The organism is Ferrimonas pelagia (assembly GCF_039543565.1).
Lineage (GTDB): Bacteria > Pseudomonadota > Gammaproteobacteria > Enterobacterales > Shewanellaceae > Ferrimonas > Ferrimonas pelagia.
Genome location: NZ_BAABJZ010000085.1, coordinates 22715 through 45116, shown reverse-complemented (window position 1 = coordinate 45116; position 22402 = coordinate 22715). Strand labels below are relative to the sequence as shown.

General features: G+C 58.4%; 19 protein-coding genes and 1 pseudogene. 10 read left to right on the top strand and 10 right to left on the bottom strand.

Annotated features, from left to right (window positions below; translation table 11 throughout):
• Positions 1-134: 134 nt before the first annotated feature.
• Positions 135-1190, bottom strand: coding sequence for a polysaccharide deacetylase family protein (locus ABEA08_RS13365; protein ID WP_345335827.1), 1056 nt, complete (start codon positions 1188-1190; stop codon positions 135-137).
• A gap of 21 nt (positions 1191-1211) precedes the next feature.
• Here ABEA08_RS13365 and dinF point away from each other — a divergent pair, with 21 nt between their 5' ends.
• Positions 1212-2558, top strand: a complete 1347-nt coding sequence (dinF, locus tag ABEA08_RS13360) for an MATE family efflux transporter DinF (RefSeq protein WP_345335825.1) — start codon at positions 1212-1214, stop codon at positions 2556-2558.
• Between the two features lie 66 nt (positions 2559-2624).
• Here the strand turns inward: dinF and nfuA are convergent, their stop codons facing one another.
• On the bottom strand, positions 2625-3203 hold the full coding sequence (nfuA, locus tag ABEA08_RS13355; RefSeq protein ID WP_345335824.1) for a Fe-S biogenesis protein NfuA: 579 nt from the start codon (positions 3201-3203) through the stop codon (positions 2625-2627).
• Between the two features lie 162 nt (positions 3204-3365).
• On the opposite strand from nfuA, the gene ABEA08_RS13350 reads away from it, so the two are divergent.
• Positions 3366-5858 carry a M14 family zinc carboxypeptidase gene (locus ABEA08_RS13350; RefSeq protein WP_345335823.1) on the top strand — a complete coding sequence of 831 codons (2493 nt, stop codon included), beginning with the start codon at positions 3366-3368 and terminating at the stop codon, positions 5856-5858.
• Here ABEA08_RS13350 and ABEA08_RS13345 read toward each other — a convergent pair.
• The gene (locus tag ABEA08_RS13345; RefSeq protein WP_345335822.1) at positions 5855-6583 is read right to left on the bottom strand and encodes a ComF family protein; all 729 of its coding nucleotides are present in this window, start codon (positions 6581-6583) and stop codon (positions 5855-5857) included. The genes ABEA08_RS13350 and ABEA08_RS13345 overlap by 4 nt on opposite strands.
• Here ABEA08_RS13345 and bioH point away from each other — a divergent pair.
• From bioH to ABEA08_RS13325, 4 genes are all read left to right on the top strand, one after another.
• Positions 6576-7385 (top strand): pimeloyl-ACP methyl ester esterase BioH, encoded by an 810-nt coding sequence (bioH, locus tag ABEA08_RS13340; protein ID WP_345335821.1) that lies wholly within the window; start codon positions 6576-6578, stop codon positions 7383-7385. The genes ABEA08_RS13345 and bioH overlap by 8 nt on opposite strands.
• A gap of 39 nt (positions 7386-7424) precedes the next feature.
• A complete protein-coding gene (locus ABEA08_RS13335; protein WP_345335820.1) occupies positions 7425-7880 on the top strand; it encodes a hypothetical protein in 456 nt (151 codons plus the stop codon).
• Between the two features lie 90 nt (positions 7881-7970).
• Positions 7971-8495 (top strand): SixA phosphatase family protein, encoded by a 525-nt coding sequence (locus ABEA08_RS13330; RefSeq protein WP_345335819.1) that lies wholly within the window; start codon positions 7971-7973, stop codon positions 8493-8495.
• A 41-nt stretch (positions 8496-8536) separates the two neighbouring features.
• Positions 8537-8941, top strand: a complete 405-nt coding sequence (locus tag ABEA08_RS13325; protein ID WP_345335818.1) for a DUF4149 domain-containing protein — start codon at positions 8537-8539, stop codon at positions 8939-8941.
• A 99-nt stretch (positions 8942-9040) separates the two neighbouring features.
• Here ABEA08_RS13325 and ABEA08_RS13320 read toward each other — a convergent pair whose 3' ends face one another.
• Together ABEA08_RS13320 and greB are read right to left on the bottom strand one after the other, a co-directional pair.
• Positions 9041-11401, bottom strand: coding sequence for a Tex family protein (locus ABEA08_RS13320; RefSeq protein WP_345335817.1), 2361 nt, complete (start codon positions 11399-11401; stop codon positions 9041-9043).
• Positions 11402-11669: 268 nt separating this feature from the next.
• Positions 11670-12143 (bottom strand): transcription elongation factor GreB, encoded by a 474-nt coding sequence (greB, locus tag ABEA08_RS13315; RefSeq protein WP_345335816.1) that lies wholly within the window; start codon positions 12141-12143, stop codon positions 11670-11672.
• Positions 12144-12293: 150 nt separating this feature from the next.
• Here greB and ABEA08_RS13310 point away from each other — a divergent pair, with 150 nt between their 5' ends.
• Positions 12294-12482 carry a hypothetical protein gene (locus ABEA08_RS13310; protein WP_345335815.1) on the top strand — a complete coding sequence of 63 codons (189 nt, stop codon included), beginning with the start codon at positions 12294-12296 and terminating at the stop codon, positions 12480-12482.
• A 199-nt stretch (positions 12483-12681) separates the two neighbouring features.
• Here ABEA08_RS13310 and ABEA08_RS13305 read toward each other — a convergent pair whose 3' ends face one another.
• Positions 12682-13584: an endonuclease/exonuclease/phosphatase family protein gene (locus ABEA08_RS13305; RefSeq protein WP_345335814.1), complete on the bottom strand. Its 903-nt coding sequence runs from the start codon at positions 13582-13584 to the stop codon at positions 12682-12684.
• 69 nt (positions 13585-13653) lie between these two features.
• Positions 13654-16338, bottom strand: a complete 2685-nt coding sequence (locus tag ABEA08_RS13300) for a TonB-dependent receptor (protein WP_345335813.1) — start codon at positions 16336-16338, stop codon at positions 13654-13656.
• A 476-nt stretch (positions 16339-16814) separates the two neighbouring features.
• Between ABEA08_RS13300 and ABEA08_RS13295 the strand changes: the two are divergent.
• The 3 genes and pseudogenes from ABEA08_RS13295 to envZ form a co-directional block, all read left to right on the top strand.
• Positions 16815-17036 (top strand): annotated as a pseudogene (locus ABEA08_RS13295) (GreA/GreB family elongation factor); the annotation flags it as partial.
• Between the two features lie 94 nt (positions 17037-17130).
• A complete protein-coding gene (gene ompR / locus ABEA08_RS13290) occupies positions 17131-17859 on the top strand; it encodes an osmolarity response regulator transcription factor OmpR (RefSeq protein ID WP_345335812.1) in 729 nt (242 codons plus the stop codon).
• Positions 17859-19187 carry a two-component system sensor histidine kinase EnvZ gene (gene envZ, locus ABEA08_RS13285; protein ID WP_345335811.1) on the top strand — a complete coding sequence of 443 codons (1329 nt, stop codon included), beginning with the start codon at positions 17859-17861 and terminating at the stop codon, positions 19185-19187. The genes ompR and envZ overlap by 1 nt, the downstream gene beginning before the upstream one ends.
• Positions 19188-19244: 57 nt before the next feature.
• Here the strand turns inward: envZ and ABEA08_RS13280 are convergent, their stop codons facing one another.
• The 3 genes from ABEA08_RS13280 to hslR form a co-directional block, all read right to left on the bottom strand.
• On the bottom strand, positions 19245-20774 hold the full coding sequence (locus ABEA08_RS13280; protein WP_345335810.1) for a phosphoenolpyruvate carboxykinase: 1530 nt from the start codon (positions 20772-20774) through the stop codon (positions 19245-19247).
• Positions 20775-20985: 211 nt separating this feature from the next.
• Positions 20986-21852: an Hsp33 family molecular chaperone HslO gene (hslO, locus tag ABEA08_RS13275; RefSeq protein WP_345335809.1), complete on the bottom strand. Its 867-nt coding sequence runs from the start codon at positions 21850-21852 to the stop codon at positions 20986-20988.
• Positions 21853-21856: 4 nt separating this feature from the next.
• Positions 21857-22276, bottom strand: coding sequence for a ribosome-associated heat shock protein Hsp15 (gene hslR, locus ABEA08_RS13270; RefSeq protein ID WP_345335807.1), 420 nt, complete (start codon positions 22274-22276; stop codon positions 21857-21859).
• Between the last annotated feature and the right edge of the window lie 126 nt (positions 22277-22402).

Here is a 22402-nt window from a genome sequence, read left to right as displayed (position 1 = left end):
TAGGACTGATATCGCTGCTGGGTCATTATCAGCGGCTCAAAGGTTTAACTTGAACCGCCGTGGTACGGAACCGTATGCCCGGTGGTGTGAGAGGACGGGGGCCGCAAGGCCCCCTCCTACTCGATTTTGAACACTTATTCGGCAGGCCAGCTGCCATCGGGATTGGCTTGGACCCAGGGCTGTGAGAACCAGTAGTAGCTGCCTTTGCTGCGACTCGGTGCGGTGCAGTTATAGCGGGTCCGGCCGGCAGGCAGGGGCAGATCGGCTTGGATGGTGAAGGTGTGATCATCCAGCCAGGTCGGGGTTTTGGCCCCTTGGCCTTGGATATAGCACATCAGCTCGTTGGTGCGCACGTCGGTGCTGTCCAGCTTGACGGTGAGGCTGGGGCGGTTGCGATTGATCAGTTCAGACTCTTCGCCATCGATGGCCAGCACCGGCATGTTCAGGCTGTGCATCTTCACCTTAAGGCTGTCTAGGTCTGCGTAGGGGCCAGCGACCGGGTAGCGTGGCAGTGCGGTCAGGCTGGAGTAGGGCCCAGCGGCACCGGAGTGCTGACCAATACCGACATACCCCATGCGTTCGAGCAGGGCGCGCAGCGCCTGATTATACTCGCCGTATGGATAAGCTAGGGCTTTCAGGCTGTGGCCGATCTCGGTCTGGATCGCGGCCTCGGTGCGTTCGATATCCTGTTTAATGCGCTGCTCCCAGCCGGCTTGGTCTTCGCCCGGCAAGCGACGGATCAGGTGGTCGTGCGCATAGCTGTGGTTGGCGATGGTGGCACCCTCCGCCGCGATCTCGCGCAGGGTATCCCAGTCCATCATGTTGCGGCGGTTTTGCTCGATCGGCTCCAAGTTGACGAAGACCGTATAGGGAAAGTCGTACTGTTTGAGGATCGGGTGGCCATTGATGGCGATATTGGCGTAACCGTCATCGAAGGTGATCACCACGCTTTTCGCGGGCAACTCTTTGCCGGCTTTGATGGCATCGAGGGCCAATGCCAGCGGCACCACATTGAAGTTATTGTCGGCCAAATAGGCCATCTGCTCGCTAAACTGCGCCGGCGTCACCGAGGTGATCGCCGGCGTGCTGTTACTGACGTGGTGGTACTGTAGAATAACCACCGCAAGCACAGGCCAGGACGCAGCGCCCAGTAGCAGGCTTATCGCCAGTGTAAAAAATCGTTTCATCATCTTTGGAAACCCATAAGCGTTATGACAATCCCCGCCATTTTGCGGCAGCGCCGGGCGCATCAGCGCACCTTTGCTCTGGCCGTTCCTATGATCTTGTCCAACATCACGATCCCCTTGCTGGGGCTGGTGGACACGGCGGTGATTGGGCACCTGAGTGATGCCTATTACCTCGGCGGCGTGGCCGTCGGGGCGATGATTATAACCTTTTTATTCTGGATCCTTGGATTTTTACGCATGGCAACCACAGGATTGGTTGCGCAGAGCTATGGGCGAGGCGATCCGTTGGCACAGCTACAGGTGCTGTTTCAGGCCGGGATCATGGCCTTGTTACTGGCATTGGGACTGCTGTTGCTGCAGCAGCCCATACTGCATATCTCATTGAATTTGGTGGGGGGAAGTGCGGAGGTTCAGCACTACGCTTCGGTCTATTTTAGCCATCGGATCTGGAGTGCCCCCGCAGCCTTATTGAACCTGGTTGCACTGGGATATTTGTTAGGAAAACAAAAACCGAAGGCCGCCATGTGGCTGCTGATCGTCACCAATAGCGTCAACATTGCGCTGGATCTCTGGTTTGTGTTGGGACTGGACTGGGGCGTGGCGGGGGCGGCACGGGCCAGTGTGCTGGCCGACTATGCCGCCTTGAGCTTGGCGCTTTGGTTTATCTGGCGCCAGCTTCCGGCCGAGTTGCGGCAGCGGCAGATCTTAACCCAGCTCCGTTTGGCCGGCTGTGGCCAACTGTTGGCGCTCAATCGCGATATCTTTCTACGGACGCTGTCGCTGCAGGCCTGCATGGTCTTTGTCACGGCTCAGGGGGCCCGTATGGGCGATGAGATCGTCGCGGCCAATTCGGTGCTGATGAACTTTACCCTGCTGATCGCTTACGCGCTCGATGGCTTTGCCTATTCGGCGGAGGCCGAGGTGGGTAAGGCGGTGGGGGCGGAGGATCCGGCGGCGGTGAAGGATGCGGTGATCCTCGGTTGGTTTTGGTCGGCCTTGACCGCCGTGCTGTTCAGCCTGGGATTTGCATTGGGCGGTGCGGGGATCATTGCGATGCTGACCAGTATCGAGTCGGTACAGCTGGTGGCCATGACCTATCTGCCGTGGATCTGGCTCTATCCCTTCATGGCCTTCACCTGCTTTCTGTTTGACGGTGTGTACATTGGCGCGGCCAAGGGGCGGGTGATGCGCAACGCCATGCTGGGATCAACGCTGGGTTTTTTCCTACTGTGGGGCGTATTCAGCGGTTTGGGCAACCACGGCTTGTGGCTGGCATTTAACGGCTTTATGCTGCTGCGCAGCCTGACTCTGGGTGGGCATTTTTGCTGGCACTGGCGTGCTGGTCATTGGCTGCCGTCGCGTCACGGTTAGCGAACGCTGCCGATAAAAAAGCCGACACGGTCAGTGTCGGCTCGGGCGCATCGCGTTGATCGGCGATCAGTAGAAGGAGTGCTCACCGTGTTCGTGCTCGGTAATGTCGCGCACGGCGTTGAGTTCGCCTTCAAACTGTTCCAGCAACTGCTTCTCGATGCCATCTTTGAGGGTGACATCAACCATGGAGCAGCCGTTACAGCCGCCGCCAAATTGGATCACAGCGATGCCGTCTTCGGTGAGCTCCATCAGGGTGATGTAGCCGCCGTGGCTGGCCAACTGAGGGTTCACCTGAGATTGGATGGCGTAATCGAGGCGCTCACGCAGGGGCGCGTCATCGGCCACCTTGCGCATCTTGGCGTTAGGCGCTTTCAGGGTCAGCTGGCTGCCCAGCTGATCGGTGACATAGTCGATAAAGGCCTCTTCCAAGAAGGGTACGCTTTTGCTGTCGACCATGGCATTGAACCCATTAAACGTCAGCTCGGTGTCGTCCTCTTCCACCGCATCGGGTGGGCAGTACGACACACCACATTCGGCTTGCGGTGTGCCTGGGTTGATGACGAACACGCGAATGTGAGTGCCTTCCGGCTGTTGCGCCAGCAACTTAGCAAAGTGTTCCTGGGCGGCTTCGGTAATGGTGATCATAAAAGCTTCTCTTAAAGCCTGAGTAATTAACTCGGATACTGCATCATAACGCTAAGTGGGCTGGGATTATAGCCTCCAAGTGTTAGTAAGATCACGCTTTGGTGGCGAAATAAGCGGCCCACTTGTTACACTGGCGGTCGTACAATAACAAGGAATTCACGGATGAAAACCCGTCTGAAATGGCTGCTTTTGCTGGTCTTTTTGCCATTATATGCCGGCGCGGCGCTGCTGCCTGCCGGATCCTATCTGCCGCAAGTTCCCGCACCAGAGGAATACTTCGCTGAGCCGGTGGGCCAGCGCCACCTGCGCTCGGATGAGGTGGCCCATTATCTCGAGCAGTTGGCTCGACAGAGTGAGCGGGTGGCAGTGCAGAGCTTGGGGCAGAGTTATCAGGGGCGGGCCCAGCAGGCGGTGCTGATCTCCAGTCCCGCCAATCTGGCGAAGCAGGAGGCGATCTTGCAGCAGCGCGCGGCGGTGCGGCAAGGGCAGACGGATGAGGGGCCGCTGATCATCTGGTTGGCGTACAGCATCCATGGCGATGAGGCGTCGGGGCTGCACGCCGGGGTGCTGTTTGCTTACTATCTGGCGGCAAGCCAGTCCGCCGAGGTCGCTCGCTGGCTGGATGAGGCGGTCATCGTGATCACCCCAACGCAAAACCCCGATGGCAACGACCGCTTTGCCAACTGGGTCAATGGCTATCGGGGCCAGATCGCCAGTGGCAGCAGTTGGCACCGCGAGCATTATCAAGCCTGGCCATCCGGGCGAGTGAACCATTTCTGGGCCGATCTCAATCGAGACTGGCTCTATCAGGCGCACCCCGAGAGCCGTGCTCGTGTCGCCTTTTTCCAGCAGTGGCTGCCCCATGTGGTCAGTGATTATCATGAGATGAGCCACCAGAGCAGCTATTTCTTTCAGCCCGGGGTGCCCGAGCGGACCCACCCATTGACGCCTGAGGACAATCAGGCGCTGACGGCGCGTCTGGCGTCCTATCACGCCCAGGCGCTGGATCAGCTCTATCAGCCCTACTTCTCGAAGGAAGCGTTCGACGATTTTTATTACGGCAAAGGCTCGACCTACCCGGATATCAACGGCTCGGTGGGGATCTTGTTTGAGCAAGCCTCGGCCCGTGGGCTGGTGCGCGCGACCGATCGGGGCGAGTTGACGCTGCATACCGGGATCCGCAATCACTTGGCGACCTCGTTTTCCACCGTGCGCGGTGCGATCGCCGAGGCGGAAGCCTTGCGTGAGTATCAGCAAGGCTTCTATGTCGATAGCGTCAAGGCGGGCAAGAAACGGTCAGGGGCGGGCTACCTGCTTGGAACTGCTGGCGACGCCAACCGCCTGGCGGCACTGGTGCAGATCCTGGCCAGTCACCGCATTGAGTTTGACTACCTGAGTCAGAGCGTGACCGAGCAGGGGATCCGCTTCCTCGCCGGTGAGCTGTTTGTGCCGTTTGCGCAGCCGCAATATCGCCTGCTCGAAGCCCTGTTGGATCAACGCACCGAGTTTCGTGACAACACCTTTTATGACGTGTCGGCCTTCTCGGTCGCGCTGGCGTTTAATCTGAATGTCAGAGTGGCGGGACGACAGCCGGGCCTGCGCGCCACGGCGATCCAGAGTGCGGCGACCGATCTGAGCCGGCCGGCGTTGCATTGGCACCTGAGCTGGCAAGATCGCCTGGCGCCAGCCGCCTTGTATCGATTGCAACAGGCTGGGTTGCGGGTGCGCTTTGCCGATACCGCCGCGGTGTTGGCCGGTCAGGAGGGGCCCGTCGATGTGGCGGCGGGGGATCTGCTGATCCTGGGGGATCAAAGCGGGCTGGAAGCGGCGCTGACGTCGATCCAGCAGGAGCTGGGGTTGCGGCCGAATGCGGTCGTGGCGGGGCAGGCGCTGAGCGGGCCGGATCCGGGTGGGCGGCACTATCATTTTGCCAAGCCCATCAAGCCGCTGATCCTGATCGGCCGAGATGTCAGCCAAACCGAAGCGGGCATGCTGTGGTATTACCTGGATCAGGTGCTGGCGCTGGAGGCGACGCTGATCGATGCTGAGTATGCCGAGCGGGTGCCGCTGGACGAGTTCACCCATCTGTTCTTGGTCGATGGCGGCTATCGCCGCATTAGTGATGGCTTTGCTTACAAGGTTGGCCAGTTTGTCGGCAACGGTGGCACCGTCGTGGCCTGGAAGCGCGGCGTGGCGAAGCTGTCGAGCTGGGAGTTGATCCGGACGCGGGTGCGGCAAAAGAGTCAGCTGCAGGAGGAGTTTGTCCATGCCTCGGATTGGCTCCACTTTGCCCAGCGCCACAATGAGCGGGCCCGCCGCACCATCGGCGGTGCGATCGTCGCCTGGCAGCTGGACCAAACCCATCCGCTGGGCTTTGGCCTGTCGCACTATCTGCCGATGATGAAGGATCGGGAGCTGTCGCTGCAGGGGGAGCAGGCGGATCAGGTGGCGATCTATCCGGAAGCCTTGCTGCTGTCCGGCTTTATGGATCCGACCTATCAGCAAGCGTTGGCCCGGGACAGTGCGGCCACGGTGGAGCGCAACGGTCGAGGCCAATATGTGCTGCTGGCGGATAATCCGCTGTTTCGTAACTTCTGGTTGGGGGGGGAGCGTGTGGTGGCCAACAGCCTGTTTTTGGTGCCGAGTTTGCGCTAGCGCTGACGCTTGAGGGCACTGGCTAAGGCCCAGTATTGGCTGACGTGATGCCCCTGCTTGCGTAAGGCGCGGGCGACCGCGGTCATGGTGGAGCCAGTGGTGATCACATCGTCGATCAGGGCCAGTTGTTGCTGGCGGCGTGCGCCGGGCTGGGCCTGAAACACGCCACTGAGATCCTTACGCCGCCGTTGATCTTCCAGATCATGCTGGGGAACGGTTCGTTGCTTTTTCACCACCAGCGTGTCCAAGACCGGTAAGCCCAAGCGCTTTCCCAGTTGGTCGGCGATCAGCACGGCATGGTTAAATCCGCGCACCGGCAGGCGGCTGGGGTGCATGGGGATCGGCACCAATGCGCTGATCGGGCCGATCGCATCCGCCTGCCATAACTGCTCTAAGCGCTGGGCCAGGGCCTCACACATGGGCTCGAGCAAGCAGAGTTGTCGATGGATCTTGATCGCTCCGGTCAGGTAACCCACTGGGCTGTGGTAGGGGAAAGCGCTGATCACTGGCCACCAGTGGCGCTTTTTCTGGCAGGCGCCGCAGCGCCACGGCGGGCATTGCCGCATCGCGCAGGTGCAGCCCAAGCATTGATGGCCGGGGCGGGCGTCATCGAGGCAGTATTGGCACAAGCCGCGGCCCAGAGTGATGCCTTGCTGACACAGTAAGCACCGGTTGGGTAAACTGCCGGCCATGATCTGATCCCAAGAGAAGCGTTCCATGTCCATTGTCACCAGCTTAGAAACCGCCCGCCCAGGCCTGCAAATTGATTGGTATGGAGCGGGGCCCAGTTTGTTGATCTTACACGGCTGGGGGATGAACGGCGCCGTGTGGCAGGGCCTGGCACCTCGCCTGGCGCAGTTGGGGTTTCGTGTCGGCTGTGTCGATCTGCCCGGCTTTGGCCATTCGGCTTCGTTGCGCGACGCGGGCAGCCTGAGTCAGTGGGCCGAAGCGGTGTGGCAGGCGGTCGATGGCGAGACGAAATGCCATCTGATGGGGTGGTCATTGGGGGGATCGATCGCGATGCAGATGGCCCTCAGTGCACCGCAACGCACCGCGTCGCTGGTGAGCATCGCCAGCTCCCCCTGTTTCCAGGCTGAGCCGGGCTGGCCTGGGATCAAGCCTGCGGTCTTAGCGCAGTTCTCCGAGCAGTTGGCGCAGGATCTGGACAAAACCCTGGCGGGGTTTTTCGCCCTGCAGGCGATGGGCTCGGCCAGTGCGCGGGACGATGTGCGCCAGTTAAAACGAGCGGTGCTTAGCAAGCCCGCCGCCCGGCCCGATGCGCTGGCGGCGGGTCTGCGCTTGCTGGCACAGGCGGATCTGCGCGGGCAGATCGATCAGATCAACGCGCCCTGGTTACGATTGTACGGCCGATTGGATGGCTTGGTGCCCGCCCGTGGGATCGAGCCGGCATCGGATCTGGCACCGCACTCTGAGGTGGCGATCCTGCCTCAGGCCTCGCACGCGCCCTTTGTTTCTCACCCAGAACAAACCTTTGAGATATTGGAGAAGTTTTACCTTTCCGTTTGAGCGGTGCTAAATTAACCAGGAGCCCGTTACGGAGCGGCTATGTTCCTGGTTTCCCATTTTCCTCAGGTGCCGATCGCCACCAGCAACCCTGCAACGGAGCAGGCGGCGAAAGAGGCCCAGCACCGCCCACCGATCTCCCGCCCCGAGGCGCTGGAGAAGAGTACGGCCGAGCGGGCATTGGATCCCAAACATGAGCAGGCCCGCGTCGAGCGGCGTGATCCCGATGGCGGCGAGCAGTCCCAGTCCCAATCCCAGTCAGAGCGACAGCCGCCCAAGCGCCACCGCAAAGAAACGCTGAAGGAGTTGCTGGATCAGGCCCGGCCGTTGTTGCGTCGTCCCGGCCAGGTGCGCCAGCCTTCCGAGTTGGACTTCCCTTATCATCCGGCGGTTGAGCTGAGTGCGGACGAGTACGCCCGCTTTGCCCAGGTGGTGGATCGGTTTTACCGCCGTGTCGCCAAGCCTCAGGTGCCACCGGCCTTTACTGTGCGTACCTAGGCGGCAGCGCGCCGGTTTCCCGGTTGGCCAAACGGGGCCCTATGTTTACTTGAGCGTTTGAGTTGTCGAGGCCGAGGATCAGGAGAGACCATGACGAAGCGTTGGCTGTTTGCTGGATTGAGTGTTGGCTTATTGAGCCTAGCGCTTTGGCTCGGCTGGGAAACCAGTCATCCAGACCAGCATACGATCTATCTGATCCGCCACAGTGAAAAGGCGTCGGGCGTGGATCCGACACTGAGTCCGTGTGGTGAGGCCCGGGCCGATCTCTGGGCGCATTGGTTGGCCGGACATAATCTGCACCAGATCTACAGCACCGATACGCGACGGACCCGACAGACCGCCGAGCGGATCGCTCGGCGGTTGGGACACGCACTGGCCGTTGAGCGCTATGATGGCGCTGCGTTGGCCCCATTGGCCGAGCGACTCCGCTTGCGAACAGAGAATGCCTTGGTGGTGGGCCACAGCAATACTACACCCGCCTTGGTAGGCTTGTTGGTCGGGCGCGCCCTACCGGCATTGAGCGAGTCGCAGTTCGATAAGCTCTGGCAGGTGACCGTACGATCTGGGCAGTCGCCAGAGCTGGCAGAGATCACACTGGACTTCGACTGCCCTTAGCCGAGCTACACTGACAGCAGGTGAGCCGATCGGGAGTGCCGATGTCGCTGCTGCAAACCCTCTATGCGTTATTGCTGGCCACCCTGTTCGGGGGGATGTTGGCGTACATGATGTTGTTCTTGCCCGTGCTGTTTTCAGCGCGTGAGACGGGTTTGGCGCGCCGCTTTCAACACGCGTTTTTCCCCTGGTTGTATGTCTATTGCGCGGCGCTGTGCGCGGTGGCGCTGTTGTTGCGTTGGTTGGTTGGGGCGGCGTGGGAGGTGTCTATCCTCACTGTGTCGCTGATGGGCTTTTTATTGTGCGCGCTGTGGTTGATGCCGGCGGCCGAACGGGCTCAAAGTCGGCGACGGCAAGGGTTTGTCTGGTGGCACCGGATCATGGTGGCGGTCAACAGCATGCAGTTGCTGGCCCTAGCGTTGCTCAGCCGTGGGTTTGTGATGGGGTGATCCCTGCTCACAAGATAGAGCGGCGCGGATGTTAAGGGATGGGCGCCGGCAAAGCAAAAAGCCGCCTGAGCGGCGGCTTTGTTCGGGGGAGACGCGTATTTAGCGGCGCTTCTTGGCTTTGGCGAAAGCGTCGGCAAAGGCGCCGCCCGCAAGGCCATTGCCGGTCGAGTTGCTTTGGCGCTGTGGGCGGTCGTGGCTTGGTTTGGTGCGATCGCCACTGAATTCCCGCCGTTGACTCGCACCCGCGCTGCGCCGAGGCGCGGCTTTTTGCTCGGCCACTTCACTGGCGTTGTCGCTCAGGCGCATGGACAGGCCGATGCGCTTGCGTGCCACGTCGATCTCCATCACCTTCACTTTCACCACATCACCGGCTTTGACCACGCTGCGGGGATCGTCGACGAATTTGTTGGAGAGGGCAGAGATATGCACCAGGCCGTCCTGTTTAACGCCGATATCGACAAAGGCACCGAAGTGGGTGACGTTGGTGATCACCCCTTCTAGCACCATGTCGGGCTGCAGATCGGTGATCTTCTCGACCCCATCGGCAAACTGGGCTGTCTCGAACTGGCCGCGTGGATCGCGACCCGGCTTGTCCAGCTCCTTGAGGATGTCATTGACGGTGGGCAGGCCAAAGCGTTCGTCGGTGAACTGACGGGCATCGATCGACTTGAGCACACCGCTGTTGCCGATCAAGTCCGCCACCGGCACGCCGGTATGGGCGCTGATCTTCTTCACCACAGGATAGGCTTCTGGGTGGACTCCGGAGCCGTCCAGTGGGTTGTCGCCTTGGTTGATCCGCAGGAAACCGGCGCACTGCTCAAACGCCTTAGGCCCCAGTCGCGCCACTTTTTTCAGTTGCTTGCGATCGGTAAAGCGGCCTTCGGCATCACGAAAGTTGACGATGTTCTGGGCGATGGTTTTGGTCAGGCCTGCCACCCGGGTGAGCAGCGGGGCAGAGGCGGTGTTGAGATCCACCCCGACGCCGTTTACGCAATCCTCGACCACCGCATCCAGTGAGCGAGCCAACTGGGTTTGGCTGACGTCGTGCTGGTACTGGCCAACCCCGATGGACTTGGGCTCGATCTTCACCAGCTCGGCCAGCGGATCCTGCAGTCGACGGCCGATGGACACAGCACCGCGGATGGAGACATCCAGATCCGGGAATTCGGCGGCGGCGGTTTCCGAGGCGGAGTAAACCGACGCGCCGGCTTCGGACACCATCACCTTGGTCAGGCCCGGCTTGCCGACCAGTTTGATCAGCTCGCCCGCCAGCTTATCCGACTCGCGCGAGGCGGTGCCGTTGCCGACTGCGATCAGCTCGACGTCGTGGGCTTTCACCAGTTGCGCCAGGGTGGCGAGCGTGCGATCCCACTGCTTCTGCGGCGCGTGGGGGTAGACGGTATCGAACGCGACCAGTTTGCCGGTGCCGTCGATAACGGCGATCTTACAGCCGGTGCGCAGGCCCGGATCCAGCGCCAGGGTTGGGCGCATGCCCGCTGGGGCGGCCATCAGCAGATCGCTCATGTTCTCGGCAAACACCTTGATGGCGTCGGCTTCGGCGCGCTCGCGCAGATCGCCGATCAGTTCGGTTTCCATCGCCAGCGACAGCTTGACCCGCCAGGTCCACTGACACACCTGCTGCAGCCACTTGTCGGCGGCACGGCCCTGGTTGTCGATCCCGATCTGTTGGGCGATCAGACTTTCACAGATGGAGCTGCGATCGCCCTCTTCCCGATCCGGATCCGCATCCAGTTGCAGCGACAGCACGCCCTCGTTGCGACCGCGCAGCATGGCCAGCACCCGATGTGAGGGCGCCTTGTGCCAGGCCTCGGAGTGGTCAAAGTAGTCGGCAAACTTGGAGCCGCTGCCTTCCTGGCCGGTGACTACGCTGGCCTTAAGCTGGGCGTGCTGCTTCATGTGACTGCGCACGACCGTCAGTACCGCCGCGTTCTCGGCGAAACGCTCCATCAGGATGGCGCGGGCGCCATCCAGTGTCGCCTTGCTGTCGGCAAAGCCCGCTTCGGCATTGAAGAAGGCCTCGGCCTCGCTATCTGGGTTGCGAGTGGGATCGGCCAGTAGGGCGTCCGCCAACGGCTCCAGTCCGGCTTCGATGGCGATCTGCCCTTTGGTGCGGCGCTTGGGCTTGTAGGGCAGGTACAGATCTTCCAGCTCGGTTTTGGTGGCCACCGACAGGATCTTGGCCTTGAGCGCGTCGGTCAGTTTGCCCTGCTCGTCGATGCTGCTGAGGATGGTGCCGCGACGATCTTCCAGTTCGCGCAGGTAACCCAATCGGGTTTCCAGCGTACGCAGTTGGGTGTCGTCGAGGGTACCGGTGATCTCTTTACGGTAGCGGGCGATAAAGGGCACGGTGGCGCCTTCGTCCAGCAAGGTAACGGCCGCATTAACCTGTTGCGGTCGGACGCCCAGCTCCTGGGCAATGGTATGTGAAATATGATCCATGATGACAATGCTTGCTTTGGCCCGCCACGGCGGGACTAACGGAAAAAACGATGCTCACCATAGCACAGGCTGGGTGGCGACCAAGGGATTAACGGATTAAGACGGCTGGAATGGCGCGGAAGCTGAGCCGGCGTGCTGTGCTGCCAGCACGGTGGCGACCACGCGTCTGCCGGTACGGGCTGGCGCGCGAGACGGGGGCGCGTAGCAGTGGACCCCTGTTGGCCCGGTCGTCCAATGCTGGCCGGCGCCGCGCCAGGCTCCTATGGGGTTATGCCAGGTATTCGATCTTGGTGACGTACCAGGTGGCTTCGCCGGCCGGTGTCTTCACCAAGGCTTCGTCATCCACCTCTTTTTTCAGCAGCGCCCGGGCCATGGGGGAGTCGATGGAGATGCAGTCGTCCCGGCCGAAGATCTCGTCGTAGCCGACGATCTGGAAGCGCTTGGTGTCGCCATCGTCGTTTTCGATCTCGACCCAGGCGCCGAAGAACACCTTACCCTCCTGCTGCGGTGAGTAATCAACGATGCGCAGATGCTCGAGGCACTTTCTCAGGTAGCGCACCCGCCGATCGATCTCCCGTAATCGCTTCTTGTTGTATTGGTAGTCCGCGTTCTCGCTGCGGTCGCCAAGGCTGGCGGCCCAAGCGACTTTGGCGGTGGTTTCCGGGCGCTCTACACGCCAGAGGTGGTCGAGTTCGCTTTCTAATCTGTGAAATCCTTTTCGAGTTATCAGTTTCGTTCTCATCAATAAACAACCTAACTAAACAACATGACTTACCAAAGGATATTACTAGTATGACAGAAAGTGTTCCATTATCGCTTGGTTGTTATTGCGGGTGAGGCTCAGTGAGTCTTTTAAGCTCGCTCTTCTGTTTGCCAGAGGAACGCGTATTTCATGAATCAAGAGACTCACGTTGGCAATGTTGAGTCGAGCTATTGGAATCGCCCAAATACGGTATTCGATATCAAGGCAATAATAATGAGTGTCACCATTGATATTGGCTTGCAGCTTCTCATTATTGAGCGGATCTATATGAAAATGACCTTGGCCAGGTCCAAAGAGCCTCTGGCGTCAGGCCGTTGAAGAGCTGGAGGCATTCCGCCTCCACGCTGTTGAAGCGTCGGGTTGCAGGAAAGCTTTTGTTACCCAAGGCGAAGACCCGTTAGTGCTGGCGATAGCGCATCACGGTGAATCTTATAGTCTCATTCTTATCGACGAGATGGTGGAAGCGGCCCAGCCTTCTGGGGCCGCCCCACCGTCAATGGTTGCCGCGTTTAAGCCATCACATTGGGCAAATGCTTGGGCTAAAACTGGCGGCACTGTCATGCGCGATCGACGCCCCTTCAGGGTTGCGTGCGTTGACGCGATAGCGCGTTAATATGGGGGCGTGATCGGAGGCGACAGCAGCAGTTTCATCCCAGATGATCTGTTCCTCTATTGACTCCCAGCCTTGCGCCTTCATCAGATTAAAATCAATGACATGCGAGCGACCTGCAGGATCAGGGATCAGGGGAGTATTCACAGCGAAGCCCTTATCCATCCAATAAGCCATGGTTTCTGGGTTATGTGGCCCGTCGACGTGCGAATTGAAATCCCCTCCTATCAGCATTGGTAGTCCCGGTTCCATCGCGCCCCAGATCGCCTTGGACTGCTGCAGTTGACGGGTCATCATCGGTTCTTCTGAAAGTCGGGTGTTGCGGTTGGTCAGGTGCAATGTGCCCCACTGGAAGTAGATCTCTTCATCTTTGAGCTCGAAGATCCCAAGCCCTGACGATCGCATCCCATCCCCCTCCGAATCGTCCATGGTCAATGGCTGGTAGCCATGCAGTTTCAGACGAGTTGCGTTGTAAAGAATGGCGTTGCCGTAACACCCTCCTTGAAAGGGGATCGCGTGGGCCCATTCATAGCGCCATTCTTCGCCACTAAGTTCAGTCAGTTGCTCGGCAAGGTGCTTGGCTTGATCGCTGCCCTTACTGCGCTTGTTCTTATAGTTAACCTCATTCAGGCCGATCAGGTCCGCCTCTTGTTCATGCAGGACCTGAGTAATAAGGTCGATATTTTTGCCATTGTAGATGTTGTATTGAACAACGCTGATGGTGGGTTGCTCATTGGCGCTCAAAGGTAGGCTGACAGCGGAGCTGGCCAATGCTACAGCGGCTAAAGTACGAATTGATAATAGAGTCATGTGATCTTATTTTTTATTTGTGTCGGTGCTCGGCCAAAGCGGCCGAGCACTCATCCAATGATGGCTGGGTTAAAACTGAGGGATCCAGGTAACGCCCAACCAAACGGTACGGCCTTGGTCACGCACATCACCGATGACCCGGCCGAAATCGGCCAGATCACGGTAATTGGTGATCTTCTCATTGGTCAGGTTTTGCCCCTCAAGGAGTACTTTGATGGAGTCCGTAACGCTATATCGCAATTGGCCATCAAGGCTGCTAGAGGCATCGCGGTAGAGGTTATTATCCGGCTTATCTTGGTCGAGATGTTGTGTATAAGAACCCACATGGTTTAGCGCCAGGTTGGCGCCAAAACGCCCTTTGTCGTAGGACAGGGAAACGTTCGCTAAAAAGTCCGGTTGATTCGCCCAAGCATCAGCGGTGTACTCTTCACCATCGACATTAGACATGGTCAGTTCAGAGTCGATAAATGTGGTGTTCGCGTTGAAGATAAGGCCGTCAAACGGTGATGGAAGGTAGTTGGCCATATCCACTCGAACAGACAGTTCCAGTCCTTGAATATACGCATCTGTCGCGTTTTGCGGAGAGGTTATCCGAGCGGTAACCAAGTGCCCTTCATGCTCATAGTTTTCCACGAGGGTCTCGCGGGTGTAGATCATGTTGCTGACGTCCTTGTAGAAGTACGCAGCCGACAGCATCGAGGCCCCTTCATCGAAGTAGTACTCTAGTGACGCATCAAAGTTATCGGAAACTCGAGGTTTCAGATCCGTATTGCTTTGAGTGATGTTTAGGTACTCATCACCCGGATTCCAGATCTGGACAGTCTCATTGGTTGCATAGTGACCGAAGTTTGGCCGCCCCAAAGTACGGCTATAGCCCAAGCGAACTACCGTATCCAAGTTCAGGTCATAGCTGGCGACCACGGAAGGCAAAAGATAGCCATGGTTGTAATCCCGCGTGATTGGATTGAACTCTTCAACATTGGCATCGTACTGGAACAGGTCAACCGAAACACGGCTGTAGTCATAGCGCAGACCTGCCCGCACAGTGAGAGCCTCACCTCGATAAAAGGCTTGGCCAAACGCTGCGTACAGCTCTTCGGTCAGCTCGTAATCATCCTGGATGGATTCACGAGTCCGATCTCGAAAGATGTTGTAACCCTGCTCGGCCCAGCGAACACGTGCCGCGGTGTCGTCAATGAAATACATTGGCACGCCGCCGTGGAATGGAAGGGTAAAGTCATGAACAAAACCATTCATGGAGCTGAATCCACACTCGGTGAAATCATCCGCACCGCAATCGTCAAAGAGACGACCTTCGGTGTACTTTCTGTCGAAGGAGAGATCCTGATGAGTGAGATTAACCCCTAGGTTAAAGCCCCACGGTCCGCTGATGCCATCAACATTGTTGTCGTAATTGAAGGCGGCATACGTCAGGTTGTTGCTAATGTCTTCACTACGATTTCGAATATAGGCGTTCGAGTAGTTGTTGAGATCATTGACGTAGTCTTCGTCATGGAAGCGATACTCGAAGCCGTCATCGTTGATGGTGTAGTCGATTTTGACTTGGTCATTCCAGACACTTTCAAATTCGAATCGCGTCATGTCGCGAAGCAGATCCGTATGAGAGCGTGAGTGGGACAGATCGACTCGGATCGCCTGCTCGTTATCTAACCAATGATGCAGATGCGCACTGAGCAGATCCGTTGTATCTACCTTAGGCTGATAAACATAGCCGTGTTCAACTGCAGCCTCATTCCAGGTCCCGGAGTTCGCCGTTACGGTGCTCATATCCAGATCACCACCCCAGATCAGATTTTCCCAGCGCGTTTCATGGTCATCGACCACAAAATGTCCCAAGGTCACATAGGCATAGGTATCTTCATTTGGCTGGTACTCAAACTTGGCCATGGCAGAGTATTTTTCCCATGTTGTCTCATGGGCAAACATCCCGTTTTGCCGTGCCGCCAGCACATCCTCGACGACAATCAAGCTGTTGGCAGATTTACCGTTGCTGTAACCTTTCGTGGTACTGCTGAGGTTATGGTAGGAACCGGCCAGGCTCACACCGAACTGATTGTTAGCGCCGAAGGTGTTTGACAAGGTCAGGTCAAAACGTTGATCCGGGCCTTGATCGTCAATCAGGCCACCGGAATGAGATTGCTCACCGAGCGAAACCCGAGTTGACGCAAACATACCATCCCGATCAAATGCACTGCCGGTGACAATATTGATTTGACCCGACATGCCATGTGGGTCCATATCTGCACTCAGTGTTTTCACGGCCTGCACTTGAGAAATAATCGAGGTCGGGAAAATGGATGAGGTTACACCGCGGTTGTTTTCATCAGCCGAGGCGACCGGGACACCATCAAACGTCGTCAAATTGTAATTAGGATCCAGGCCCCGAATTGAGATAGCGTCACTTCGGTTATTTGCTCGACCGGCATTGGTACCAAACCCGGTCATCGCTGAGACCCCAGGGATGCGCTGAGCAATCTGCGTGATGTCCATATCTGGCAGCATGCCGCTCTGATCTTGGGAGATCCCATCGAGGATCCCATCCGACTCTCGTTTGCTGTCGATTTCAGCTAAGTTTGCGGTTCTATATCCAGAAACAACAATTCGCTCAACACTGGGCAAACTGACTTCCGCGTCACTTGATTCCTCCGAAGGAGAGACTGGTTCTGCATGTGCACCTGCAGAAAGCCCCATGATAACAGCAGCGGAAATAATACTTAGGTTGACATTTATCATTATTTGAACTTTGTTGTGGGTACAGTTAACCCTTGGCACTAAAGCAAAAAGCTTTTATTTTTGCTAGGTGTTAAATGTGAGATTTATTTATAACTTGCCAAGTTAACAACTCTGACAATGTGTCTATGGTAAAGCCCTTTGTGTCTAGTAGTCTTAGCTACCTGATAGACATAAATGCCATTGCTATGACAGCAAACCTCAACCTGAAATCGGGCATGCACACTAGAACATTTCTCCATGACAAATAAATTAATGGAATATGTCTTATTAAAAAGTTCATTTTAATAAGACATAGAGAAATTGACACGTAGGATAAATCAGGGCAAGAACATGAGTGCCTAATTATCAATCACCGGGGATCTGACATATGCCTTAAAACAACTCAGGTAGATTTCCGGGTACGTTTACTCTCAAAGCGGATGGAGGTGCTGCCGATGGTGGATCCGGACCCACGGCAATAGGGCAAGGCGTTCTTTGGCGCATGGCTGGAGCTGGAGTCGGAACAGGGGGGGGAGCACAAGCAATATCAGCTGGTAGGGGCCGATGAGTTCAATGTCATCGAAAGGAAGATCAGCATCAACTCACAGTTGGCTCGGACTATGCTCGGCAAGGCGGTGGACGATGAGGTGATGGTGAAGACGCCGGCGGGTGAGAAGGTGTGGTATGTCAATCGGATCAGCTACAACCGTTTCGACTGACACACCTTGCAACTAAGTTGCTAACGCAATTTTGGTGACAATGTCAGCGCTGTGCTTAGAATGACCTAGGGACCATTTTTTAAGGCAATATCAAATGGCTATGGAACAGGAAACCAACAAGGTGCTGGTTGTCGATGATGACATCCGTTTGCGCGGCTTGCTGGAGCGTTATCTGGTTGAGCAGGGCTTTCAGGTGCGCGCAGCGGCCAATGCTGAGCAGATGGATCGCCACTTGGAGCGGGAGAACTTTCACCTGCTGGTGCTGGATCTGATGCTGCCGGGCGAAGATGGGTTGTCTATCTGTCGTCGTTTGCGGGAGAAGGAGAATCCGATCCCAATCGTGATGCTGACGGCCAAGGGCGATGAGGTGGATCGGATCATCGGCCTCGAATTGGGCGCCGATGATTACCTGCCCAAGCCATTCAACCCGCGGGAGCTGCTGGCGCGGATCCGGGCGGTATTGCGCCGTCGGCCCAATGAGGTGCCTGGCGCGCCTTCGCAAACCGAGGAGCTGATCGAGTTTGGCGAGCACAGCCTCAATCTGGCGACCCGGGAGATGTTCAAGGCGGGCGAGAGTGTGCCGCTTACCTCCGGCGAGTTTGCCGTGCTTAAGGTGTTGGTGAGCCACCCGCGGACCCCGATGAGTCGGGATAAGCTGATGAATCAGGCGCGGGGGCGGGATTACAGCGCGCTGGAGCGCTCTATCGATGTGCAGGTATCCCGCTTACGGCGGTTGATCGAGGACGATCCCTCCAATCCTCGCTATATCCAGACCGTGTGGGGATTGGGCTATGTCTTTGTGCCGGATGGGGCGGCCCACTAGTGCGCTGGGGGATCCTGCCCCGCAGTAATTTCGGTCAGACGGTGTTGCTGATCGGCTTCCTTTTGCTGATCAATCAGCTGGTGTCCTATCTGTCGATGGCGATCTATGTGGTGAAGCCGTCGACCCAGCAGATCGTCCAGTTGCTGGCGCGGCAGGTTGATCTGGCGTTTCATGATCTGCCGCTGGATATCGAGCATCTGACCCCGCTCGATGCGTTGAAGTCCAAGTTGGCGGACGATCCCCATATGGATGCCTTCACCGAGGTGGAGGCCAGGATGGCGGGGCTGGAGCAGGCGACCCATTACCGCTTATTGTCGGATCAGATGGGTGAATATCTGGGCGGTGATGCGCAGGTTCGATTGACCACCGGCCGGCGTTATCTGGTGTGGATCCAGCCGCCACAGGCGCCACAGGCGTGGATCCGGGTGCCCTTGTCCAGTTTTGATGAATCCTTTGTCAACAATCCGCTGGCGATCTACCTGCTGGTGATCGGCTTTTTGTCGGTGCTGGGCGGTTGGTGGTTGGCACGTCTGCAGTCGCGGCCGCTGCGCCGGTTACAGAGGGCGGCACTGGCGGTGTCGCGCGAGCACTTTCCTAAGCCGTTGCCGCTGTCGGGCTCGGCCGAGGTGGTGGAGGTGACCAAGGCGTTTAATCAGATGTCACGCTCGATGGCCGAGCTGGAGTCGGATCGTAAGCTGTTGCTGGCGGGGGTGTCGCATGATCTGCGTACGCCGCTGACCCGGATCCGGCTTTCGACTGAGATGATGAGCGGTGAGGATACCTTCCTCAAGGAGGGGATCGAGCATGATATCGATGATATGAATGCCATCATCGATCAGTTTATCGCCTTTATCCGCGGGCACGAGGATGAAACCATTGAGCCGGTCAGCCTCAATGAGCTGTTGGCGGAGGTGGGTCATCTGGAAGAGGTGCGGGGCAATGAGTTGGCGTTGGCGCTGACCGATTCCACGCCGGTGCGGCTGCAGCCTGTGGCGATCAAGCGGGTGATCAATAATCTGCTGGAGAATGCGCAGCGTTATGGCAACGGTTGGGTGCGGATCAGCTCCGGCGAGGAGCGGCACTGGGTCTGGTTTAAGGTGGAGGACAATGGTGAGGGCATTCCGCTGAAGTTATTGCGGCAAATGTTCGAACCTTTTCGTCAGGGCGATAAGGCCCGGGGCGGCGCAGGCTCGGGCCTGGGCCTGGCGATCGTCAAGCGGATCATCGATCGCCACGGCGGCGAGATCCACGTGGCCAATCGGCGGGAGGGCGGCCTCGAGGTGAAGATCCGCCTGCCTAAACGAGAGGATGAGCCGCTGTCGCAATAGGCTTTTGCCAAAAAAACGCGAAGCCATGGGCTTCGCGTTTTTTCTTGCCGGTGTGGCTCAGCCCTGGGGGCCGGCCGCGACGATGGTGTCGGCCACATCGTATTGGTTGAAGTTGGCCTGGAACTCCGCCACCAGTTTGGCGGCGTACTGATCGTACTGGGCCGGATCCTGCCAGGTCTGGCGTGGGTTGAGCAGCGCGCTGTCGACGCCGGGGATGGCGATGGGGACATCCAGATTCAGCTGAGGCAGGTGTTGGGTCTCAACCTGGGCTAACGCGCCGGAGACGATGGCGTCGATGATCGCTCGGGTGGTGGGGATGGAAAAGCGCTGTCCCTGATCAAAGGGGCCGCCGGTCCAGCCGGTATTGACCAGGTAGACCTGGCTGTCAAAGCGCGCGATCCGCTCCATCAGCAACTCGGCGTAGACACCGGCCGGGCGTGGGAAGAAGGGGGCACCAAAGCAGGTGGAGAAGGTGGATTCGATGGCGGCGCTGGAGCCGATCTCGGTGCTGCCGACCTTGGCGGTGTAACCGGACAGGAAGTGGTAGGCCGCGGCCTCTTTCGACAGCTTGGCGACCGGTGGCAGCACGCCCGAGACATCACAGGTGAGGAACACCACGGCGTGGGGCTCCGCCCCCCGGTTGGCCTCGACGCGGTGGGCAATGTGCTCCAGTGGATAGGCGGCGCGGCTGTTTTGGGTTAGCCGGGTGTCGCGATAATCCGGTTGGCGCTGCGGATCGAGGACGACGTTTTCCAGTACGGTGCCGAAGTGGATGGCATCCCAGATCACCGGTTCGTTTTTGTGGGACAGATCGATGCACTTGGCGTAGCAACCGCCTTCGATGTTGAAGACACCGCCGGGGGCCCAGCCGTGTTCGTCGTCGCCGATCAGCGCGCGCTTGGGATCGGCCGACAGCGTGGTTTTGCCGGTGCCGGACAGGCCGAAGAATAGGGTGGTATCACCCTCTTCGCCGACGTTGGCAGAGCAGTGCATCGGCAGCACGCCCTTGGCCGGCAGCAGGAAGTTCTGTACCGAGAACATGGACTTCTTCATCTCGCCGGCGTAACGCATGCCCGCCAGCAAGACCTTGCGCTCGGCAAAGTGGATGATCACCGCGCCGTCGGAGTGGGTGCCGTCGCGCTCGGGATCGCACTGAAAACTGGGTACGTTGAGGATCTGCCAGACCGGCTTGTCGGCTTGGTTCCATTGCTGTGGCACGATAAACAGGTTGCGGGCAAACAGTTGGTGCCAGGCGGTTTCGGTGCGTACTTGCAGCGGCAAGGAGTACTCGGGATCGGCGCCCACCTCAAGATGAGACAGAAAGTGCTCTTGTTCGTCCAGGTGCTGTTCGACCCGCTGCCATAGAGCATCGAACTGACCCGGGTCAAAAGGTCGGTTGACCGGGCCCCAGTCGATCTGAGCCGCGGTACTGGGCTCCTGCACAATGAAGCGGTCCTTGGGACTGCGTCCGGTGCGGTGTCCGGTTTCAACAACCAGTGCGCCATTGGCGGCGAGTTGTCCTTCGTTGCGGCGGATTGCGGCTTCGACCAACATTGCGTTGCTCAGATCCTGCCGGATTGCTGCCATATCTCTCTCCTCGGTCCTTGGTATATAACCGATCGTAGTCAGACATCTGCTGATGATCGGTTTGAATGATCGGCCATTTCCTGGCTCTGATCTGGCAAGGTGAGTGTATCTCAGTCGGCGCCAAAGCGGGATAGGCGTGATGGCTATCACAAAATAAAAAAGCCGCCGAAAGGCAGCTTTTTCTTACAGAATCGAGTCGAGAGGGCGCAACTCAGTGCTGGCTGTCACTGCTCGGCGCGAGGGCGACGTTGGCGCCAGCGACATCGACCGCGTCGAAACGGTAGCTGGTGTTGCAGTAATCGCAGTGCATCTCGATGTGGCCGCGCTCGGCGATGATGGCATCCAGCTCGGCCTTGGCGACCGTGGCCAGTGCCGACAGACTGCGCTCGCGAGAACAGCCGCACTTGAAGCTGACGTCGCTTGGATCGAACAACTGCACGGACTCTTCATGATAGAGGCGGTACAGCACATCCTGCGCTTCGAGCGTGAACAGCTCGTCCGCTTTGATGGTGTCGGTCAGCGCTTCGAGGTGCTCAAACTCGACCTCGGTTTGCACGTTGCTGGCGGGCAATTGCTGCAGCAGCATGCCGGCGGCGTGTTGCTCGTCGGTGTGCAGCCACAGGCGGGTGTTGAGCTGCTCTGACTGGGCAAAGTACTGCTCGATGTTGGCGGCCAGGCTCGGCTTGTCCAGCGCCACGATCCCCTGATAGCGCTCGCCATCGGTTGGGGTGATGGTGATCACCAGGTGGCCCTGGCCGATCTGGCTCTGCAGATCGCCCTCTGGCACTTCGCCCTCAAAGCGGGCGACGCCGCGCAGGACGTTGTCGTGGGTGCCGTTGATCACCAGCAGGCGCAGCGGGCCATCGCCCTGGATCTGCACCGCGATCTCCCCTTCGAACTTGAGGGTGGCGGTCAGCATGGCGGTGGCCGCCAAGGTTTCACCCAGCAGGCGCTTGATCGGAGCCGGGTAGTCGGCGGCCGCGAGGATCTGCTGGTAGCTGTCTTTCAGTTGCACCAGTTCGCCGCGGACATCCGCTTTGTCGAACAGGTAACGGTAGAGCTTGTCGGATTGAGTCATGGTTTTACTCGTCCTGGTGTTTGACACGAAGAAGTTGGCGTCGCTGTTTCTTGTCTGGGCGGCGCGCGGTGTGATCCGCATCCGCCAACAGGCGACGTTGCTCGGCTCGCTCGGCTCGTTTCTCTACGCTGAGTTCCGTTTCCTCATAGAGCGCTTGTGCCAGGGGGGCGCTAAGGCGCTTCTCTGACAGCGCTAGGATCACGATCTCCTTCTCGTCATGGCCTTGCCACAAGGTTAGAGTGGCGCCGCGCTCCAGCTTACGGCTGGGCTTATTGCGCTGACCATTCACCTGGACCTTGCCGCCGTTGATCATCTCCTGTGCCAGCGCACGGGTTTTGTAGAATCGGGCGGCCCAGAGCCACTTATCCAACCGAACCGAATTCAGTTCGGTGCTATTTTGTTCGTTTGAGCGTTGTTTTGACACACAAAAGCCCTAGGGTAGGAAAAGAGGGGCGAGCTTCACAGCTTATTAGGGCGGAGAAAGTTAGCATAATTGGTCATTTTTCGCTATGAATTGGGCATCTGGCCACTCTGGCTTGTTGCTGACCAA

Excerpts from the sequence above, each read along its gene's own strand:
- ABEA08_RS13365 (WP_345335827.1), bottom strand. The coding sequence starts at position 1,190 with ATGATGAAACGATTTTTTACACTGGCGATAAGCCTGCTACTGGGCGCT.
- dinF (WP_345335825.1), top strand. The coding sequence starts at position 1,212 with ATGACAATCCCCGCCATTTTGCGGCAGCGCCGGGCGCATCAGCGCACC.
- nfuA (WP_345335824.1), bottom strand. The coding sequence starts at position 3,203 with ATGATCACCATTACCGAAGCCGCCCAGGAACACTTTGCTAAGTTGCTG.
- ABEA08_RS13350 (WP_345335823.1), top strand. The coding sequence starts at position 3,366 with ATGAAAACCCGTCTGAAATGGCTGCTTTTGCTGGTCTTTTTGCCATTA.
- bioH (WP_345335821.1), top strand. The coding sequence starts at position 6,576 with ATGTCCATTGTCACCAGCTTAGAAACCGCCCGCCCAGGCCTGCAAATT.
- ABEA08_RS13345 (WP_345335822.1), bottom strand. The coding sequence starts at position 6,583 with ATGGACATGGAACGCTTCTCTTGGGATCAGATCATGGCCGGCAGTTTA.
- ABEA08_RS13335 (WP_345335820.1), top strand. The coding sequence starts at position 7,425 with ATGTTCCTGGTTTCCCATTTTCCTCAGGTGCCGATCGCCACCAGCAAC.
- ABEA08_RS13330 (WP_345335819.1), top strand. The coding sequence starts at position 7,971 with ATGACGAAGCGTTGGCTGTTTGCTGGATTGAGTGTTGGCTTATTGAGC.
- ABEA08_RS13325 (WP_345335818.1), top strand. The coding sequence starts at position 8,537 with ATGTCGCTGCTGCAAACCCTCTATGCGTTATTGCTGGCCACCCTGTTC.
- ABEA08_RS13320 (WP_345335817.1), bottom strand. The coding sequence starts at position 11,401 with ATGGATCATATTTCACATACCATTGCCCAGGAGCTGGGCGTCCGACCG.
- greB (WP_345335816.1), bottom strand. The coding sequence starts at position 12,143 with ATGAGAACGAAACTGATAACTCGAAAAGGATTTCACAGATTAGAAAGC.
- ABEA08_RS13310 (WP_345335815.1), top strand. The coding sequence starts at position 12,294 with ATGAATCAAGAGACTCACGTTGGCAATGTTGAGTCGAGCTATTGGAAT.
- ABEA08_RS13305 (WP_345335814.1), bottom strand. The coding sequence starts at position 13,584 with ATGACTCTATTATCAATTCGTACTTTAGCCGCTGTAGCATTGGCCAGC.
- ABEA08_RS13300 (WP_345335813.1), bottom strand. The coding sequence starts at position 16,338 with ATGATAAATGTCAACCTAAGTATTATTTCCGCTGCTGTTATCATGGGG.
- ompR (WP_345335812.1), top strand. The coding sequence starts at position 17,131 with ATGGCTATGGAACAGGAAACCAACAAGGTGCTGGTTGTCGATGATGAC.
- ABEA08_RS13280 (WP_345335810.1), bottom strand. The coding sequence starts at position 20,774 with ATGGCAGCAATCCGGCAGGATCTGAGCAACGCAATGTTGGTCGAAGCC.
- hslO (WP_345335809.1), bottom strand. The coding sequence starts at position 21,852 with ATGACTCAATCCGACAAGCTCTACCGTTACCTGTTCGACAAAGCGGAT.